Origin of the sequence: Umezawaea tangerina (genome assembly GCF_003002815.1) — a bacterium.
GTDB lineage: Bacteria > Actinomycetota > Actinomycetes > Mycobacteriales > Pseudonocardiaceae > Umezawaea > Umezawaea tangerina.
In genome coordinates this window covers 546,280-563,038 of the sequence record NZ_PVTF01000004.1, presented here as the reverse complement: position 1 = coordinate 563,038, position 16,759 = coordinate 546,280, and the positions used below count along the sequence as shown (strand labels likewise).

Annotated in this window: 15 protein-coding genes; 9 read left to right on the top strand and 6 right to left on the bottom strand. The window is 70.5% G+C overall.

What is annotated here, in order from left to right; translation table 11 throughout:
• The first annotated feature begins 95 nt into the window (after positions 1 to 95).
• Positions 96 to 596 carry an FBP domain-containing protein gene (locus CLV43_RS16650; protein WP_106188058.1) on the top strand — a complete coding sequence of 167 codons (501 nt, stop codon included), beginning with the start codon at positions 96 to 98 and terminating at the stop codon, positions 594 to 596.
• A 21-nt stretch (positions 597 to 617) separates the two neighbouring features.
• On the opposite strand, the gene rfbH is transcribed toward CLV43_RS16650, so the two are convergent.
• From rfbH to CLV43_RS16635, 3 genes are all read right to left on the bottom strand, one after another.
• Positions 618 to 1,937 carry a lipopolysaccharide biosynthesis protein RfbH gene (gene rfbH / locus CLV43_RS16645; RefSeq protein ID WP_245886529.1) on the bottom strand — a complete coding sequence of 440 codons (1,320 nt, stop codon included), beginning with the start codon at positions 1,935 to 1,937 and terminating at the stop codon, positions 618 to 620.
• On the bottom strand, positions 1,934 to 3,043 hold the full coding sequence (locus tag CLV43_RS16640) for a nucleotide disphospho-sugar-binding domain-containing protein (protein WP_342749787.1): 1,110 nt from the start codon (positions 3,041 to 3,043) through the stop codon (positions 1,934 to 1,936). Before CLV43_RS16640 ends, rfbH begins: the two co-directional genes overlap by 4 nt.
• Before the next feature lie 801 nt (positions 3,044 to 3,844).
• Positions 3,845 to 4,600, bottom strand: coding sequence for an IclR family transcriptional regulator (locus CLV43_RS16635; RefSeq protein ID WP_106188285.1), 756 nt, complete (start codon positions 4,598 to 4,600; stop codon positions 3,845 to 3,847).
• A 111-nt stretch (positions 4,601 to 4,711) separates the two neighbouring features.
• Here CLV43_RS16635 and aceB point away from each other — a divergent pair, with 111 nt between their 5' ends.
• Both aceB and CLV43_RS16625 read left to right on the top strand, forming a co-directional pair.
• Positions 4,712 to 6,253 (top strand): malate synthase A, encoded by a 1,542-nt coding sequence (aceB, locus tag CLV43_RS16630; protein WP_106188055.1) that lies wholly within the window; start codon positions 4,712 to 4,714, stop codon positions 6,251 to 6,253.
• 1 nt (position 6,254) lies between these two features.
• The gene (locus CLV43_RS16625) at positions 6,255 to 7,442 is read left to right on the top strand and encodes a DUF6986 family protein (protein ID WP_106188054.1); all 1,188 of its coding nucleotides are present in this window, start codon (positions 6,255 to 6,257) and stop codon (positions 7,440 to 7,442) included.
• Positions 7,443 to 7,795: 353 nt separating this feature from the next.
• On the opposite strand, the gene CLV43_RS16620 is transcribed toward CLV43_RS16625, so the two are convergent.
• The 3 genes from CLV43_RS16620 to uraD all read right to left on the bottom strand — a co-directional run bounded on the left by CLV43_RS16620 (position 7,796) and on the right by uraD (position 9,645).
• Positions 7,796 to 8,101: an STAS domain-containing protein gene (locus CLV43_RS16620; RefSeq protein WP_106188053.1), complete on the bottom strand. Its 306-nt coding sequence runs from the start codon at positions 8,099 to 8,101 to the stop codon at positions 7,796 to 7,798.
• 151 nt (positions 8,102 to 8,252) lie between these two features.
• Positions 8,253 to 9,131 (bottom strand): factor-independent urate hydroxylase, encoded by an 879-nt coding sequence (gene pucL / locus CLV43_RS16615; protein WP_106188052.1) that lies wholly within the window; start codon positions 9,129 to 9,131, stop codon positions 8,253 to 8,255.
• A gap of 34 nt (positions 9,132 to 9,165) precedes the next feature.
• Positions 9,166 to 9,645, bottom strand: coding sequence for a 2-oxo-4-hydroxy-4-carboxy-5-ureidoimidazoline decarboxylase (gene uraD / locus CLV43_RS16610; RefSeq protein ID WP_106188051.1), 480 nt, complete (start codon positions 9,643 to 9,645; stop codon positions 9,166 to 9,168).
• Between the two features lie 150 nt (positions 9,646 to 9,795).
• Here uraD and CLV43_RS16605 point away from each other — a divergent pair, with 150 nt between their 5' ends.
• Genes CLV43_RS16605 through alc form a run of 6 tightly spaced genes read left to right on the top strand, consistent with a single transcriptional unit; the run spans position 9,796 to position 16,537 of the window.
• Positions 9,796 to 10,593 carry a hydroxypyruvate isomerase family protein gene (locus tag CLV43_RS16605; RefSeq protein ID WP_106188050.1) on the top strand — a complete coding sequence of 266 codons (798 nt, stop codon included), beginning with the start codon at positions 9,796 to 9,798 and terminating at the stop codon, positions 10,591 to 10,593.
• Positions 10,590 to 11,471, top strand: coding sequence for a 2-hydroxy-3-oxopropionate reductase (locus CLV43_RS16600; protein ID WP_106188049.1), 882 nt, complete (start codon positions 10,590 to 10,592; stop codon positions 11,469 to 11,471). The genes CLV43_RS16605 and CLV43_RS16600 overlap by 4 nt, the downstream gene beginning before the upstream one ends.
• A complete protein-coding gene (gene gcl / locus CLV43_RS16595) occupies positions 11,471 to 13,186 on the top strand; it encodes a glyoxylate carboligase (protein ID WP_106188048.1) in 1,716 nt (571 codons plus the stop codon). The genes CLV43_RS16600 and gcl overlap by 1 nt, the downstream gene beginning before the upstream one ends.
• Entirely contained in the window at positions 13,183 to 14,190 is a 1,008-nt protein-coding gene (locus tag CLV43_RS16590; RefSeq protein WP_106188047.1) for a glycerate kinase, read from the top strand. The genes gcl and CLV43_RS16590 overlap by 4 nt, the downstream gene beginning before the upstream one ends.
• A 5-nt stretch (positions 14,191 to 14,195) precedes the next feature.
• Entirely contained in the window at positions 14,196 to 15,500 is a 1,305-nt protein-coding gene (allB, locus tag CLV43_RS16585) for an allantoinase AllB (RefSeq protein ID WP_106188046.1), read from the top strand.
• Positions 15,497 to 16,537, top strand: coding sequence for an allantoicase (alc, locus tag CLV43_RS16580; protein ID WP_106188045.1), 1,041 nt, complete (start codon positions 15,497 to 15,499; stop codon positions 16,535 to 16,537). The genes allB and alc overlap by 4 nt, the downstream gene beginning before the upstream one ends.
• Positions 16,538 to 16,759: the final 222 nt, after the last annotated feature.

Sequence of the window (16,759 nt, the reverse complement as noted above, 5' to 3'; positions counted from 1 at the left end):
CGGCACGGTCGTCGCGTTGTGTCGGCGGTGCGGGCGCACTCAGCCGGGTGTTAATCCAGTTGCCCCGGCACTGGAAGGGAACGGATGATCGGGTCGTGGAAGCGCTGGCCGAAGGTGTGATCAGGGGTTCGTTCGTCAACTGCTCGAAGGGCGAGGCGAAGCGGCTGACCCTGCCGGGGAAGCTGGCCGACATCGAGTGGTCGGACCTGGACTTCCTGGGCTGGCGCGACCCCAAGGCGGTGCACAACGCCTACGTCGTGCTGCCCCGCGAGGACGGCGTGGTCGGGCTCGCGCTCCAGTCGGCGACCCAGCCCAAGGGCCGGGTCAAGCAGTCGATGTGCGCGTTCTGCTGCACGGTCCACGGGCAGGCCGACGTGGCGCTGTTCTCCGCCCGCCGCGTCGGGGCGGCCGGGAAGCTCGGCAACACCGTCGGCACCTACATCTGCGCGGACCTGGCCTGCTGCCAGTACACCCGCGGCAGGCGCAGCGCGTCCGGACCGAAGGCGACCGAGTCGCTGAGCCTGGACGAGCGCGTCGAGCGCACCGTGGCGAACCTGAACAGGTTCGTGGACGAGGTCCTCACCGACAACGCGTGAGGACCCCGTCCACGGGTCGGCTCACGCCGGGGTGAGCGCGCCGACCTTGGAGCGGACGAACTCGCGGATCGACGACGTCACGTAGTCGATCATCTCGTCCGTGAGCCTCGGGTGGACGCCGAGCCAGAACGTGCGCTCGGTGATGACGTCGCTGTTGGTCAGGCCGCCGACCACGCGGTACTCGGCGCCCTGGTAGGCGGGCTGGCGGGTGAGGTTGCCGCCGAACAGCAGCCGGGTCGCGATCTTGCGGCCCTCCAGGAACGAGATCAGCTCGGCGCGGCGGAACGGCAGCTCGCGGCCCAGCGTCAGCAGGAACCCGAACCAGCTGGGATCGCTGTCCCTGGTGGCCTCCGGCAGGATCAGGCCGGGCACGTCGACGAGGCCGTCGCGCAGCTTGCGCCAGTTGCTCCTGCGGGCCTGCGAGAAGCGGTCGAGCTTGGCCAGCTGGGTCACGCCGAGCGCGGCCTGCTGGTCGGTCGACTTCAGGTTGTAGCCGATGTGCGTGTACGTGTACTTGTGGTCGTAGCCCTGCGGCAGCGTCCCCAGCTGCCAGCCGAAGCGCTTGTGGCACGTGTTGTCGTGCGCCGGTTCGCACCAGCAGTCGCGGCCCCAGTCGCGGACGGACTCGACGATCTTGCCCAGCTGCAGGTTCCCGGTGGCGACGCAGCCGCCCTCGCCGGTGGTGATGTGGTGCGCCGGGTAGAAGCTGACCGTGGCCAGGTCGCCGAACGTGCCGGTCAGCTTGCCGCGGTAGGTGGAGCCCAGCGCGTCGCAGTTGTCCTCGACGAGCCACAGGCCGTTGTCCCGCGCGATCCTCGCGATCTCCTCGACCTCGTAGGGGTTGCCGAGGGTGTGCGCGAGCACGATGGCCTTGGTCTTCGGGCCGACCGCGGACGCGATGGCCTCCGCCGTGGCGTTGTAGGTCCCGAGCTCGACGTCCACGAACACCGGCACGAGCCCGTTCTGGATGATCGGGTTGACCGTCGTCGGGAAGCCCGCGGCGACCGTGACGACCTCGTCGCCGCGCTGGAGCCTGCGCTCGCCGAGGTGTCTGGACGTCAGCGCGGTCACCGCGACCAGGTTCGCCGACGAACCCGAGTTCACCATGTACGCCTTGCGCAGCCCGAACGCGCGGGCGAGCGCCGTCTCGAATTCACGGGTCGATTTCCCCGCGACGATCCGCATGTTCAGCGCGGCTTCGACGACGGCGACCCGGTCGTCCTCCTCGAACACCGCCCCACCGGTCAGGATGGGGGTTTCCCCAGGAATGAACGCGGTGGGTTCCGACTCCTCGCGGTGGTATTTCCTGACGATTTCCAGGATCTCCCGCTCGAGGCTCATGCGGCGGCCCATTCGCTGCGCGGGGCCACCACGGTCTCCAGGTGCTTCACCACGGACGCGGGTGAGAGCTGGTCGTCGTTCTCCTGCTGGAGCCGGGCCGCGACGAGCCGCGCCGCGGAGTGCGTCAACAGCCCGCAGACGGCCTCGCGGATGTTCTCGACGGTCTGCTCGGCCGGGTGCAGCGACACCGCGCCGCCGATGGCCGCGAGCCGGTCGCCGTGCTGGAAGTGCACGCACATCTGGGGCAGGACGACCTGCGGCAGGCCGTGCGCGATCGTCGCGAGCAGGCTGCCCGCGCCGCCGTGGTTGATCACCAGGTCGCAGGTCGGCAGGAGGTCGTGCAGCGGGATGCCTCGGACGACCCGGACGTTGCGGGGCAGGTCGTCGTCGTGGTCGAGACCCCAGCCCGCGGCCACCACGACCTCGGCGTCGATCTCCTTGAGGGCCTCCAGGGTCGTGTGCAGGACCTCGGAGTGCTTGCCGCGGATCGGGACGTTGCCCAAGGTCACCGCGACGCGCTTGTGCCTCGGCTTCTCCATGAGCCAGTCGGGGAGCACCGTGGACCCGTTGAAGGGGATCCAGCTCATGGGCAGCGACTCGGCGGGGGCCTTGCCGACCTGCATGCTGCGGGGGCAGACGTCGATCCAGCGGACGGGCGGCGGCGGGGCGCCGACCAGACCCCAGTCGCGGTAGAGGTAGGCAAGGCGCTCGTGGACGAGCTCGTCGACCTCCGGCGGCAGCATCAGGCCCCAGCCGTGCTTGACCGTCGGGATGCCCAGGCGGGCGGCGACGATGGGGCCCGCGTACTCCCACGAGGTGTGCATGACGACGTCGGGCTGCCAGCGCTCGGCGATGTCGAACAGTCGTCCGACGTGCCGTTCCGCGAGGGGGCCGTAGTAGTCGGCGACGTGCTCGGCCAGCGACTCGACGCTGGCGTTCTGGGCCGGGCGGTTCGCGTGGTCGGGCACGAGCTCGGCCAACGGGACGTCGTCGCCGAGGGAGATCGCGGACACGCCTGCGGTGGCGGTGACTCCGGCCATGGTGCGGGGCATGGCAGCGACAACGTGGTGGCCGGCACTGCGCAGGGCCCAGAGGAGAGGGATCATCGGGTAGAAATGGCCCTGATTGGGACAGCTGGTAACCAGTACCTTCATCGGACGCGCCGCCTTCTCCAGTCGATTACCGCGATATGGCGGAATGGGGAGACTCGTGAGGAAAAGATAGGGACGCGGGGGGTGGGTTGATACCCCTGATGTTCCCCTATGGGGGTTTGGGGAGGGGGTAGGGGGGATATTTGGGCTGATCAGGGTGGGGGTGTTGTTTCGGGGTTTGTTTGGGGGCACCCCGGCTCGCCGATTGTTCTATACCCGCCGAATCTTGTCAAGACGATAGGGCTGTCTTGACAAGATTCGGCGGGTATAGAGATGGTTTTTCGGCGGGGTGCGTGGGGGGAGTGTGGGTGGGGAGGGCATCCGACGCTCCGCGACGGACAGGGCATCCTCGGCTGCGCGTCGGACTGGGCATCCTTGCTGCGCTGCGGACAAGGCTCTAGGCGCTCCGCGCCGGATGCGAGGTGGCGGGCTGCGCCCCGGTGGGGATCCTCGGCTGCGCCGTTGGACAGGGAAGGCATCCTCGCTGCGCGTCGGACGAGGCGTCCTCGCTGCGCGTCGGACGAGGCGTCCTCGCTGCGCGTCGGACGAGGCGTCCTCGCTGCGCGTCGGACGAGGCGTCCTCGCTGCGCGTCGGACGAGGCGTCCTCGCTGCGCGTCGGACGAGGCGTCCTCGCTGCGCGTCGGACGAGGCGTCCTCGCTGCGCGTCGGACGAGGCGTCCTTGCTGCGCGTCGGATGGGTGTTGGTGGGCTGCGCTCGGTGAGGAGGGCGTTCGCGTTGGGTGTTGGGGTGTGTTTTAGGAGTTGGCGGCTTGGTCGCTTAGGCGTTTCGCGATGGCCAGGACCTCGGGGAGGATGCGGGCGACGGCGTCCTTGGTGAGTCGGCCTTCGGGGCCGGAGACGGAGACGGCGGAGAGGGTGGGGGCGCCGGACAGGGGGACTGCGATGCAGCGGACGCCTAGTTCCTGTTCGCTTTCGTCGAGGGCGTAGCCCTGGTCGGCGATGCGGTCGAGGGAGTCCAGGAGTTCTGCCGGGTCGGTGATGGTGTTCGGGGTGTAGGCGGGAAGGCCGGTGCGGTCCAGGAGTGCCTGGACTTCTGGGCGGGGGAGTTGGGAGAGCATTGCTTTGCCGACGCCGGTGCCGTGGGGGAGGAGGCGTCTGCCGACTTCGGTGAACATGCGCATGGAGTGCTTCGAGGGCACCTGGGCGACGTAGACGACCTCGTCGCCGTCCAGGACGGCGAGGTTCGCCGTTTCCTCCACCTGGTCGACCAACTCGGTCAGGAAGGGGCGGGCCCAGGTGCCGAATTGGCGGCCCGCGCTCTCGCCGAGGCGGATGAGGCGGGAGCCGAGGGTGTAGCGGCGGTTGCGGTTCTGGCGCACGTACCCCAGCGTGACAAGGGTGCGGATGAGGCGGTGGATGGTCGGGAGGGGGAGGCCCGAGGTGGCGGCGAGCTCGGAGAGGCTGGCTTCGCCGCCGGCGTCCGCGAGGCGTTCGAGCAGGTCGAAGGCGCGTTGGAGGGACTGGACTCCGCCTGACGACTCGCGCGCCATGATCACTCCCCTGGTAGACCGGCTGGAGTCTAACCATCGTTGCAGTTCCGCTATGCAAAAACTATAGTCCGCGAAGTAGAAACACAGCCCCCAGAAGCGAGGTGGACCTCCATGTCCGACATCCGCGTCCTCGGCGGCCAGGTCGATCGTGGTGAGGAGGTCCTGACGCCGGAAGCGCTCGAGTTCGTGGCGGGGCTGCACCGCGACTTCGCGGCCACCCGCGACGATCTGCTGGCGCGGCGGGCGGAGCGGCGGGCTTCGGGGACGTTGGACTTCCTGCCGGAGACGGCGGAGGTCCGGGAGGCGGAGTGGCGGGTGGCGCCCGCGCCCGAGGCGTTGACCGACCGGCGGGTGGAGATCACCGGGCCGACCGAGCGGAAGATGGCGATCAACGCGCTCAACTCGGGGGCGAAGGTGTGGCTCGCGGATCTGGAGGACGCGAACACGCCGCACTGGGAGAACGTGGTGTCGGGGCAGGTCAACCTGTACGACGCGGCGCGCGGCACGATCGAGTTCACCTCCCCGGAGGGCAAGCACTACGCGTTGAAGGACGACGTGGAGCGGCCCGCGATCGTGGTGCGGCCGCGCGGCTGGCACCTGGACGAGCGGCACCTGGAGTTCGACGGCCGGTCCGCGGTGGGCGCGCTGGTGGACTTCGGGCTGCACTTCTTCCACAACGCGTCGCTCGGCAAGCCGTACTACTACCTGCCGAAGATGGAGAGCCACCTCGAGGCGCGGCTGTGGAACGACGTGTTCACGGCGGCCGAGGAGCGGTTGGGCGTGGAGCACGGCACGATCCGCGCGACCGTGCTGATCGAGACGATCCCGGCGGCGTTCGAGATGGAGGAGATCCTCTACGAGCTGCGCGAGCACGCGTCGGGGCTCAACGCGGGCCGCTGGGACTACCTGTTCAGCATCATCAAGTACTTCCGCGACGCGGGCGCGGACTTCGTGCTGCCCGACCGCAACAGCATCACGATGACGGCGCCGTTCATGCGCGCCTACACCGAGCTGCTGGTCCGCACCTGCCACAAGCGCGGGGCGTTCGCGATGGGCGGCATGGCGGCGTTCATCCCGAACCGGCGTGACCCGGAGGTCACCGCGCAGGCGTTGACGAAGGTGCGCGACGACAAGAACCGCGAGGCGAACGACGGGTTCGACGGCTCGTGGGTGGCGCACCCGGACCTCGTGCCGGTGTGCAAGGAGATCTTCGACGCGAAGCTCGGGGACGCGCCGAACCAGCTCGACCGGCAGCGCGAGGACGTGTCCGTGACGGCCGCTCAGCTGCTGGACTTCAAGGCCACCGGCGGCGAGGCGACCAGGGCGGGTGTCGAGTCCGCTGTGGACGTCGGCCTGCGCTACCTGGTGTCCTGGTTGGGCGGCAACGGCGCGGCGGCGATCCACAACCTGATGGAGGACGCGGCCACCGCCGAGATCTCGCGCTCCCAGCTGTGGCAGTGGGTGCACAACAAGGTCGTGCTCGGCGACGGCACGCCGGTGACGGCGGACCTGGTGCGGGAAGTGCTGGCGCGCACCAAGTTCGAGCTGTCCGGCGAGCACGTCGAGCTGGCCGCGGAGCTGTTCGAACAGGTCGCGCTGAGCGAGGAGTTCGCGGACTTCCTGACCGTCCCCGCGTACGCCCGGATCCCCTGACGTGCCGAGGACGTCGCTCGACGCGGTGGCGGTCGCGGCCGCCACCGCACGGCTGTCCGATGTGGAGCGCACGCTGCCCGACGGCAGGCAGCCCGTGCACACCTGCTACGTCCCCGCGTCGGCGGTGACCGGCGACCTGGTGCGCGACTGGGGTGCGCAAGCGCTTGCGGCGTTGGACTCGCACGAGGACGCGCTGACCGCGTTGCTGCCCGCGGAGCTGGCGCCGGTGATCCGCGAGCGGGTGCGGGCGAAGCTGGCGGCCGAGCCCGTGGAGGACCTGAGGATCGACTTCGAGGACGGGTACGGCGCACCCGGCGACGACGTGGAGGACGCCGACGCGGAACGCACCGCCGGTGTCGTCGCGGGATGGGCGCGGGACGGCGTGCTGCCGCCGTACGTCGGGATCCGGATGAAGTCGTTCGACACCAGGGCGTTGCGGGAACGCGGGATCCGGACGCTGGACGTCTTCCTGACCGCGCTGGGGGATCCGCCGCCCGGCTTCGTGCTGACGTTCCCCAAGGTGACGTCGGCGGAGCAGGTCGAGGTGTTCGGGGAGATCCTGGACATGTTCGGGATCCCGCTGCGGTTCGAGATCCAGGTCGAGACCACCCAGTCCGTCGTGGACCCCGAGGGCAGGCTGGCGATCCCCCGGTTCGTCGAAGCCGGGCGCGGTCGGGTGTCCGGACTGCACTTCGGGACCTACGACTACACGGCCGGGTGCGGGCTCGGGGCGGCGCACCAGCACCTGGCGCACGGGGCGTGCGACTTCGCGCGCAACGTGATGCAGGTGGCGGCGGCCAACGCGGGGATCCGGGTGTCCGACGGCTCGACCAACGTCCTGCCGGTCGGCGACGCGGTCGAAGAGGGCTGGCGGACCCACTACGGACTCGTGCGGCGGTCGTTGGCGCACGGCTTCTACCAGGGCTGGGACCTGCACCCGGCGCAACTGGTCACGCGGTACGCGGCGGTGCACGCGTTCTACCTCGAAGGGGTGGAGGGGGACGCGCGGCGGCTGAAGGCGTACGTGGATCGGGCTGGGGGGACGGTGCTGGACGAGCCTGCTACGGCGCAGGCGTTGTCGTCGTCGTTCTTGCGGGCTTTGGAGTGCGGGGCGTTGGGGGAGGCGGAGGTGTTGAGGGTGACGGGGTTGGGAGTGGGGGATTTGAGGGGGCTTGCTAGTCGGGGGTAGTTCGTGGGGCTTGCCCGGTGTTCTAGCCGCCGGGGGTGTCGGTGCCGGGGTCTCCGGGGGTCGGTGCAGCGGACTACGGGGTGTCGCTATAGCTGTCTCCGGGTGCGGTCGGCTTGACTTGGGGCCCCTTTTTTGGGCTTCGTCGGGCGAAAAAGGGCAGGTGGTAGAGCCTGCCCGCCGCCGCAAGTTTAAGCCCAAAAACCCCAAGTCAAGCCGACCGCACTAGCGGACGAGCACCGCTCGCTTCCAGCGTCGTGGGCCGCTTGTTGGCCGCTTCCAGCGTCGTTGGGTAGGCCAGCTTGTGGTGCTGCTGTCAGCGTTGTTGGGTGGCTGGCTGCTTTGTTGCCCTTTGCCTAGTGCTTGGTCAGGGCGCGGCTGACGGGGGCGCTGGGGACTACGCGGAGGGCCATGGAGCGGTCGGAGCAGATGGACTGGGCGTAGCGGACGAGGTCGCGGGCGGCCTGGTCGCAGGCGGAGACGGAGGAGAGGTCCAACGTCAGCACGTCGGTGTCGGGGCGGTCGGCCAACTCGAAGAAGTCGGTGACCATGCGCTTGAAGTCCGGAGCCGTCGTGGCGTCCAGTGCGCCCGAAACGGTGATCACGGCCTCGTCGTCCAGGAACATCGTGACCGGCGAGAGACCCCGTTTGACATCACTCATGTTCGCGAGAGTACGGCCTTTTCGACATCTTGCGGACACCGTGTGGTGCTCTGTGAGACACGAGATTGCTCCGAACGAGTGATGTGCACCACTTTAGGGTGAATATCGCAGGTCAGGGGTGGTGCGGGAGGTCGCACCACCCCCGAAGGCATCAGAAGGTGGGCAGGGTGTCCCAGGCGTGTCCGGCGTCCTGGGCGTCGTCGCGCAGCACGGTGCCCTCGATGAGCCCGTAGGGGCGGTCGGCGGCGTAGAACACCTCGTTGTCGTTCTCCAGCCCGAACGGGCTGAGGTTGACGAGGAAGTGGTGCTTGTTGGGCATGGAGAGGCGGACCTCGGCGACGTCGGGCCTGGCCAGGAGGACGGACTCGCCCATGGTGTAGAGGGTTTGCTGCAGCGAGAGGCTGTGCTTGGTGGCGAAGGCCTCCAGCAGCAGGCCCCGGATCTCGGGGTAGGCCTTCGCCCAGTCGACGTCGGTGCCCAGGTAGCGCCACCGGGCGGTGACCGACGTGGCCAGGATGCGGTCGTCGGTCTCCTTCAGCGTCGTGTACGGGTCCTTCGGGAAGCCGTGGAACTCCGACCCGGTCGACTTGAGCACGACGAGGTCGCGCACGCCGGACACGACCCACGCGTCGTCCCCGTGGACGGTGACCGCGGTGGTGCGCTTCTCGTTGCCGCCCTGGACGAACGAGTGGTCGTTGGCGTCGATCCGGTTCCACCCGTGCTCGTCGACGAGCACGCGGGCGCCGGTGATGGCCTCCTGGGACGAGACGAAGTGCCTGCCGAGCCGCAGTGCGAAGTCCTCGATCTCGCCGACGGGCGCCTGCTTGGCGAACGCGTAGACGGTGTTCTTCTGCGTGTCGGTGGCGAGCACCTTCGAGTTGTCGCCGGTGTGGTGGGTGTCGGCCAGGTCGCCGCGCAGCGAGGTGCTGACCGTCAGGTCCTTGACGGTGTGCACGGACCCGTCGCGCGACACCACGACGAGGCGGTTCTCGGCCTTCCCGTACTGGTTCGGCCCCAGGATGATGCCCATCGATCAGCTCCCTTGGTCGGTGTGTGCGTGCATCTCAGGCGATGGCCTTGCGCAGCCGCAAGGCCGCGATCCTGGCCAGTTCGCCGTTGACCACGCGGAGTTCGGTGTCGGGGTCGTTGCCCATCCGGGACGCCAGGTCCGCCAGCATCTGCTCGCCGCTGAGCCCGGTCGCGCACACCAGGTAGATGTGGCCGAACCGCTCCTCGTAGGCGAGGTTCGCGGCGACGAGCCGGTCCGCGACGGACAGGTCGACGCCGGACTGCTCGGCCGCCGACCACTTCGCGGACACCCCGTCGTGCCGGGCGCGCTCGCCGATGCGGGGGTGGCCCGCGATGGCGCCGTGGATCTCGTCGGTGCTCAGGTCCACCTCGGCGGCGGCGACCAGCGCGTCGACGTCCGGGTAGGGCCGGGCGGCGAGGACGGCGTCCACCCAGCGGGGGACCGCGAGGCATTCGGTGAGCAGCGGGCGGAGCTCGTCCGCCGGTGCGGTGTTGAACGCTTGCAGGCCAGGCACAGGCGCGTTCCTTTTCTGTATCGCGGAATTCTGATTCCGCAGAGAGGGACGGTACGAGCGGGGTCGAGCGCTGTCAACAGTCTTGCGCTCTTCCGCGATTGCCGCCTACGCTCTCGTTGTACGGAATCTTACTTCCGCATTGTGGAAGGAATGCTCATGCGGTTCGACGTCAACCTCTCGATCCTGTTCACCGAGCTGCCGCTGCTCGACCGCCCCGCGGCCGCCCGCGCCGCCGGGTTCGACGCGGTCGAGCTGTGGTGGCCGTTCGCGGTCGCCCAGCCGGACGAGCGCGAGGTCGCGGAGCTCGTCGGCGCGATCACCGACGCGGGCGTCCGCCTGGTCGGCCTCAACTTCTTCGCGGGCGACCTGCCGTCGGGCGACCGCGGCCTGGTGTCGTGGCCCGGCCGCGAGGGCGAGTTCAAGGCGAGCGTCGACATCGCGGTCGGCATCGCCCGCGAGACGGGCTGCCGCGCGTTCAACGCCCTGTACGGCAACCGGATCGAGGGCGTCGACCCGGCGGAGCAGGACGCGCTGGCGCTGCGGAACCTCGCGTTCGCCGCCGACGCCGCGGCCGCGGTCGACGCGACCGTGCTGCTCGAACCGGTCAGCGCCGTCCCGGCCTACCCGCTGCTCACCGCGGCCGACGCGCTCGCCGTGATCGACCGGCTGGGCAAGCCGAACGTGGCCCTGCTCGCCGACCTGTACCACCTCAGCGTCAACGGGGACGACGTCGACGCCGTGATCGCGGAGCACACCGCGCGGATCGGCCACGTGCAGATCGCCGACGCCCCCGGCCGCGGCGAACCGGGTTCCGGCGGGCTGGAGCTGGAGCGGTACCTCGCCCAGCTCGAGTCGAACGGCTACCAGGGGTTCGTCGGCGCCGAGTACAAGCCCACCGGCCCCAGCGCCGCCAGCTTCGGCTGGCTCACCAGGGAGGAAGACCAGTGACGACCACCATCGGGTTCATCGGCCTCGGCATCATGGGCTCGCCCATGTCCGGGCACCTCGTCGCGGCGGGCCACCGGGTGACCGGCTTCGACCTCAACGCCGACTCGGTCGCGAAGCTCGTCGCGGCGGGCGGCACGGCGGCGGCGAGCGTCGCCGACGCGGTGGCGGGCGCGGACGTTGTGATCACCATGCTGCCGAACCACCCGCAGGTCGAGGAGGTCGCGCTCGGCGAGGGCGGGGTGCTGGAGCTCGCGGCGCCGGGGACGCTGCTGGTCGACATGAGCACGATCCGGCCGGAGACCTCGGTGGCCGTGGCGGAAGCCGCCGCCGCCAAGGGGATCCGGGTGCTCGACGCCCCCGTGTCCGGTGGTGAGGCGGGGGCGAAGCAGGCCACGTTGTCGATCATGGTCGGCGGCGAGGAGGCCGACTTCGCGGCGGCGCGGCCCGTGCTGGACGCCGTCGGCAAGACCGTCGTCCACGTCGGCCCGCACGGCGCGGGCCAGGTCGTGAAGGCGGCCAACCAGCTCATGGTCGGCGGCATCTACGCGCTCGTCGCCGAGGCCATCGTGCTGCTGGAGGCGTCCGGCGTGGACGCGAAGGCGGGCCTCGACGTGCTCGCGGGCGGCCTGGCCGCCAACCGGATCCTGGACCTCAAGCGGGAGGGCATGATCGCCCGCGAGTTCGCGCCGGGGTTCCGGATCGACCTGCACCACAAGGACATGGGCATCGCGCTGGCCGCGGCCCGGCAGGTCGACGTCGCACTACCGGTGACGGGGCTGATCGCCCAGCTCATCGCGGCGGGACGGGCGCAGGGGTACGGCTCCCTCGACCACTCCGCCCTGCTCAAGGTCGTCGAGAACCTTTCAGGGAGGGCGTAATGCCGAAGATCCCCGTCATGCAGGCCGTCGTCGAGGTCCTCAAGTCCGAGGGGGTCGACACCGTGTTCGGCTGCCCCGGCGCCGCGATCCTGCCGTTCTACAAGGCGATGGAGACCGACGGCACGATCGAGCACCTGATCGTGCGGCACGAGGAGGGCGCGACGCACATGGCCGACGGCTGGTCGCGCACGACCGGCAACGTCGGCGTCGCCATCGGCACGTCCGGTCCCGCCGGCACGAACATGATCACCGGGTTGTACACCGCGCAGGCCGACTCGGTGCCGATCCTGTGCATCACCGGCCAGGCCGTCTCCACGAAGCTGCACCAGGAGGCGTTCCAGGCGGTCGACATCGTCGAGATCGCCAAGCCGGTCACCAAGTGGGCGGTGCAGGTGAAGGAGGCCGCGCAGGCGCCGTGGATCTTCCGCGAGGCGTTCCGGATCGCCCGCTCGGGGCGGCCGGGTCCGGTGCTGATCGACCTGCCGCTGGACGTGCAGAAGCAGGAGGTCGAGTGGGACTGCGCGATCGACGCGCCGCTGCCCGTGACGCGGGCAGTGCCGCACGGGCCGCGGGTCGAACGCGCGCTGGAGCTGCTGCTGGCGGCGGAGAGGCCGCTGCTGCTCGCGGGTGGCGGCGTGATCCTCGGTGAGGCGCACGAGGAGCTGCTGGAGCTGGCCGAGTACCTCCAGGTGCCGATCCAGGCGACCCTGATGGGCAAGGGCGCGGTCGACGAGGACCACCCGCTCTACGCGGGCATGACCGGCATCCAGACCTCGCAGCGCTACGGCAACGCGTCCTTCCTGGAGTCGGACCTGGTGCTGGCGCTGGGCGCGCGGTTCGGCGACCGGCACACCGGCGACCTGGACACCTACCGGGGCTCGCGGACGTTCATCCACGTCGACTCCGAGCCGACCCAGATCGGCCGCGTCTTCGGGCCCGACCTCGGGATCGTGGCCGACACCAGGCTGTTCCTGCGCGCGGTCATCGACCTCGCCCGGTCGCGCGACGCCGGTCGGGCCGCTGGTTCGTGGGTCGCGCGCGTCCAGGAGCTGAAGGCGACCCTGACCCGGCGCGAGGACTTCCCGGACGTCCCGGTCAAGGCGCCCAGGGTGTTCAAGGAGATCAACGAGTACTACGGCCCCGACACGTACTTCGTGACGGCCATCGGGCTCTACCAGATCTGGTCGGGCCAGCACCAGAAGGCGCACAAGCCGCGGCACTACCAGGTGTGCGGCCAAGCGGGCCCGCTCGGCTGGGAGATCCCGGCGGCCATCGGCGTGAAGAAGGCGTTGAAGCACACCGATCCCGGAGCCGAGGTGGTCGGGATCGTCGGCGACTACTCGTTCCAGTTCCTGGTCGAGGAGCTCGCCGTCGGCGCCCAGTACGACGTGCCGTTCGTGCTGATCATGCTGAACAACGAGTACCTGGGACTGATCCGGATGGCCGAGGACCACGGCGGGTACGACATGGAGTACGAGGTCGACATCCACTACGACGTCAACGGGTCGGACAACGTCAAGATCATGGAGGCCTACGGCTGCTCCGGCACCAGGGTCACCGAGCCCGAGCGCATCCGCGAGTCGCTGGAGTGGGCGCGCAAGGAGGCCGAGCGCACCAGCCGCCCGGTGCTCGTCGAGGTCATGATCGAACGCGAGGGCAACACCGCCAACGGCTCGTCCATCGCGGCGATGCGCGAGTTCGAGCCGCTGCCGTGACCGGTCACGTCCTGGTCGCCCCGGACAAGTTCAAGGGCACGTTGACGGCCCCGCGGGTCGCCGGGGCCGTGGCGCGCGGCCTGCGGGAGGCGGTCCCCGGCCTGGACGTGCGCTGCCTGCCGGTGGCCGACGGCGGTGACGGCACGGTCGACGCCGCTGTCGCCGCCGGGTTCACCAGGGTCGGCCGGTGGGTCACCGGGCCGGTCGGCAAGCCCGTCGCCGCCTCGTTCGCGGTCCGCGGCGACACGGCGGTCGTCGAGGTCGCGGCGGCGTCCGGACTGGCGGGCCTGCACCCGTTGGCGCCGCTCACGGCGACCAGCCGCGGCACCGGTGAGCTGCTGGCCAGTGCTCTCGACGTCGGCTGCACGCGGATCGTGCTCGGGGTCGGCGGCAGCGCGTGCACCGATGGCGGGCGGGCGATGGTCGAGGCGCTGGGCGGCCGGGACCTGTCCGGCGTCGAGGTCGTGCTGGCCACCGACGTGGACAACCCGCTGCTCGGCCCGACCGGCGCGGCCGCCGTCTACGGGCCGCAGAAGGGCGCGACCCCGGCGGACGTCGAGGTGCTGGAGGACCGGCTGCGGGCGTGGGCCGACGAGATCGGCCACGAGCACGTCGACACCCCCGGCGCCGGGGCGGCGGGCGGTATCGGCTTCGCCGCGCTGACGCTGCTGGGCGCGCGTCGCCGTCCGGGCATCGAGGTGGTGCTGGAGCTGATCGGCTTCGCCGACGCGCTGCCCGGTGCCCGGCTGGTGGTCACCGGCGAGGGCGCGCTGGACGCGCAGACCCGGCACGGCAAGGCCCCCGCGGGCGTCGCGGCGGCCTCCGGGGGAGTCCCGGTGGTCGCGGTGGCGGGCCGGTGCGAGGTCGACCCGACCGGGCTGGGCATCAAGGCGGCCTACGCGCTGCTCGACGTCGAGCCGGACATCACGCGGTGCGTCGCCGACGGCGAGCGGCTGCTCGCCCGGCTGGCCGGTCGCATCGCGGAGGACTGGCTGGAAGAGTGAGCCGCATGACCTTCGACCTGGTGTTCCGCGCTCGCAGAGTGGTCACGCCGGACGGTGAGACCATGACCTCGGTGGGTGTGCGGGACGGCCGCATCGCGGCGATCGGCCCCGACCTCGACGCGCCGCGCGTCGTCGAGCTGGGCGACGACGAGGTGCTGCTGCCCGGACTCGTGGACACCCACGTCCACGTGAACGACCCCGGCCGCACCGAGTGGGAGGGCTTCGAGACGGCGACCCTCGCCGCGGCGGCGGGCGGCGTGACGACCATCGTCGACATGCCGCTCAACAGCCTCCCGCCGACGGTCGACGTGGCCGCGCTGGAGGTCAAGCGCAAGACCGCGCGCGGCCGGGTGCACACCGACGTGGGGTTCTGGGGCGGCATCATCCCCGGCAACCTCCCCGACCTGCGCGGACTGCACGACGCCGGGGTGTTCGGGTTCAAGTGCTTCCTCGTGCACTCGGGCGTGGACGAGTTCCCGCACGTCGAGCCCGCTGACTTCGACGCGGCGCTGGAGGAGCTGGCCTCCTTCGACGCGCTGGCCATCGTGCACGCGGAGGACGCGCACACGATCACCGACGCGGCCCCGGACTACGCCGGGTTCCTGGCCTCCCGGCCGGGTGCCGCCGAGACGATCGCCATCCAGCAGGTCGTCGAGACCGCGCGGCGGACGGGTGGACGTGCGCACGTGCTGCACCTGTCCAACGCCGGTGCGCTGCCGGTGATCGCGGCCGCCAAGCGCGACGGCGTGCAGATCACCGTCGAGACCTGTCCGCACTACCTGACGTTCACGGCGGAGGAGGTCGCGGACACCGCGACCCAGTTCAAGTGCTGCCCGCCGATCCGCGAGGCGGCCAACCGCGAGCTGCTGTGGCGGGGGCTGGCGGAGGGCACGATCGACCTGGTCGTGAGCGACCACTCGCCGTGCACGCCGGAGCTGAAGGCGGGGGACTTCGCGACCGCCTGGGGCGGGATCGCGAGCCTGCAGCTGGGCCTGCCCGCCGTGTGGACCCAGGCCCGGCAACGGGGGCACGCGCTCACCGACGTGGTGCGGTGGATGGCGTCGGCACCCGCCGACCAGGTCGGGTTCGCGCACAAGGGGCGCATCGCCGTGGGCGGCGACGCGGACTTCTGCGTGTTCGCGCCCGACGACGCGTTCGTCGTCGACCGGGCGAAGCTGCGCCACCGCAACCCGGTCACGCCCTACCACGGGCGTCCGCTCGCGGGTGTGGTGCGGCAGACGTGGCTGCGCGGCCAGGAGATCACCGGAACGGAACCGCTCGGGCGGTTGCTGAGCAGAGGAGACGCATGAGCGAAGTGCCCGGCTGGACGAGGCTCCCCGACCTGGCTTCCCGAGCGGTCGGCGGCAGCGTGGTGTGGGCCAACGACGAGTTCTTCGCCGAGCGCGAGAACCTGATCAGGCCGACGGAACCCGTCTACCAGACCTACACGTTCGGCCACAAAGGGCAGGTGTACGACGGGTGGGAGACCCGCCGCAGGCGGGAGGCCGGCCAGGACGCGGCGGTCGTCCGGCTCGGGCTGCCGGGAGTGGTGCGCGGCGTCGTCGTGGACACGGCGTTCTTCACGGGGAACTTCCCGCCGCACGGATCCGTCGAGGCCACCTCCGTCGAGGGGTACCCGTCACCGGAGGAGCTCGGCCAGGCCGAGTGGGAGGTGCTGGTGCCGAAGTTCCCCTTGGGGGGCAACCAGAAGCACTACTTCGGGGTCGGGGTGGAACGGCGGTACACGCACGTCCGGCTGACGATCTACCCGGACGGCGGGGTGGCCAGGCTCAGGGTGTTCGGGGAACCGGTGGCGGACCCGCGGTTCCTGGTGGCGGGCGCGCTCGACCTGGCGGCACTGGAGAACGGGGCGTCGGTGGTCGGGTGCTCCAACATGTTCTACAGCTCGCCCAGCAACCTCATCGCGCCCGGACAGGCGACGGTGATGGGGGAGGGGTGGGAGACCGCGCGGCGCCGGGAAGAGGGGAACGAGTGGGTCGCGGTGAAGCTGGCCGAAGCCGGGACGGTGACGCTGGCGGAGCTGGACACGAGCCACTTCAAGGGGAACGCGCCGGGGTGGGCGTCGGTGCTGGGGTGCGACGCGCGGAAGGACCCGGAGGAGTGGTTCGAGCTGCTGCCGCGGACGAGGTTGCAGCCGGACACGAGGCATCGGTTCGTGGTGGTGGGGGGAGTCGAGGTGACGCATGCGCGGTTGGACATCTACCCGGATGGGGGGATGGCGCGGATGCGGTTGTTCGGGGGGTTGAGCGGTGAGGGGTATGAGGGGTTGAGGCGGCGGTGGTTGGGGCTGTTGCCGGAGGGGCATGCGAGGGTTGTTGGGGGGTAGGGGGTGTGGGGTTGGGGGGAGTGAGCGAAGCCCAGCCCCCGGCGCGCGATTGTCTCAATGCCCGATCTTCGTTGTCAAGACGATGAAGCTGTCTTGACAACGAAGATCGGGCAGGAGGGCGCTGTGGATCGGGGGCAGAGGGGAAGTCTGGCTTCGCCAGCATCAGGCTGCGCCTGACTCAAGCATCGGACTCCGTCCGACAAAGCATCCTCGGCTTCGCCG

Bases quoted from the DNA above. Each gene is read 5' to 3' on its own strand.
- rfbH (WP_245886529.1), bottom strand. From the start codon at position 1,937: ATGAGCCTCGAGCGGGAGATCCTGGAAATCGTCAGGAAATACCACCGC.
- CLV43_RS16640 (WP_342749787.1), bottom strand. From the start codon at position 3,043: ATGATCCCTCTCCTCTGGGCCCTGCGCAGTGCCGGCCACCACGTTGTC.
- CLV43_RS16635 (WP_106188285.1), bottom strand. From the start codon at position 4,600: ATGGCGCGCGAGTCGTCAGGCGGAGTCCAGTCCCTCCAACGCGCCTTC.
- aceB (WP_106188055.1), top strand. From the start codon at position 4,712: ATGTCCGACATCCGCGTCCTCGGCGGCCAGGTCGATCGTGGTGAGGAG.
- CLV43_RS16620 (WP_106188053.1), bottom strand. From the start codon at position 8,101: ATGAGTGATGTCAAACGGGGTCTCTCGCCGGTCACGATGTTCCTGGAC.
- pucL (WP_106188052.1), bottom strand. From the start codon at position 9,131: ATGGGCATCATCCTGGGGCCGAACCAGTACGGGAAGGCCGAGAACCGC.
- CLV43_RS16605 (WP_106188050.1), top strand. From the start codon at position 9,796: ATGCTCATGCGGTTCGACGTCAACCTCTCGATCCTGTTCACCGAGCTG.
- gcl (WP_106188048.1), top strand. From the start codon at position 11,471: ATGCCGAAGATCCCCGTCATGCAGGCCGTCGTCGAGGTCCTCAAGTCC.
- allB (WP_106188046.1), top strand. From the start codon at position 14,196: ATGACCTTCGACCTGGTGTTCCGCGCTCGCAGAGTGGTCACGCCGGAC.
- alc (WP_106188045.1), top strand. From the start codon at position 15,497: ATGAGCGAAGTGCCCGGCTGGACGAGGCTCCCCGACCTGGCTTCCCGA.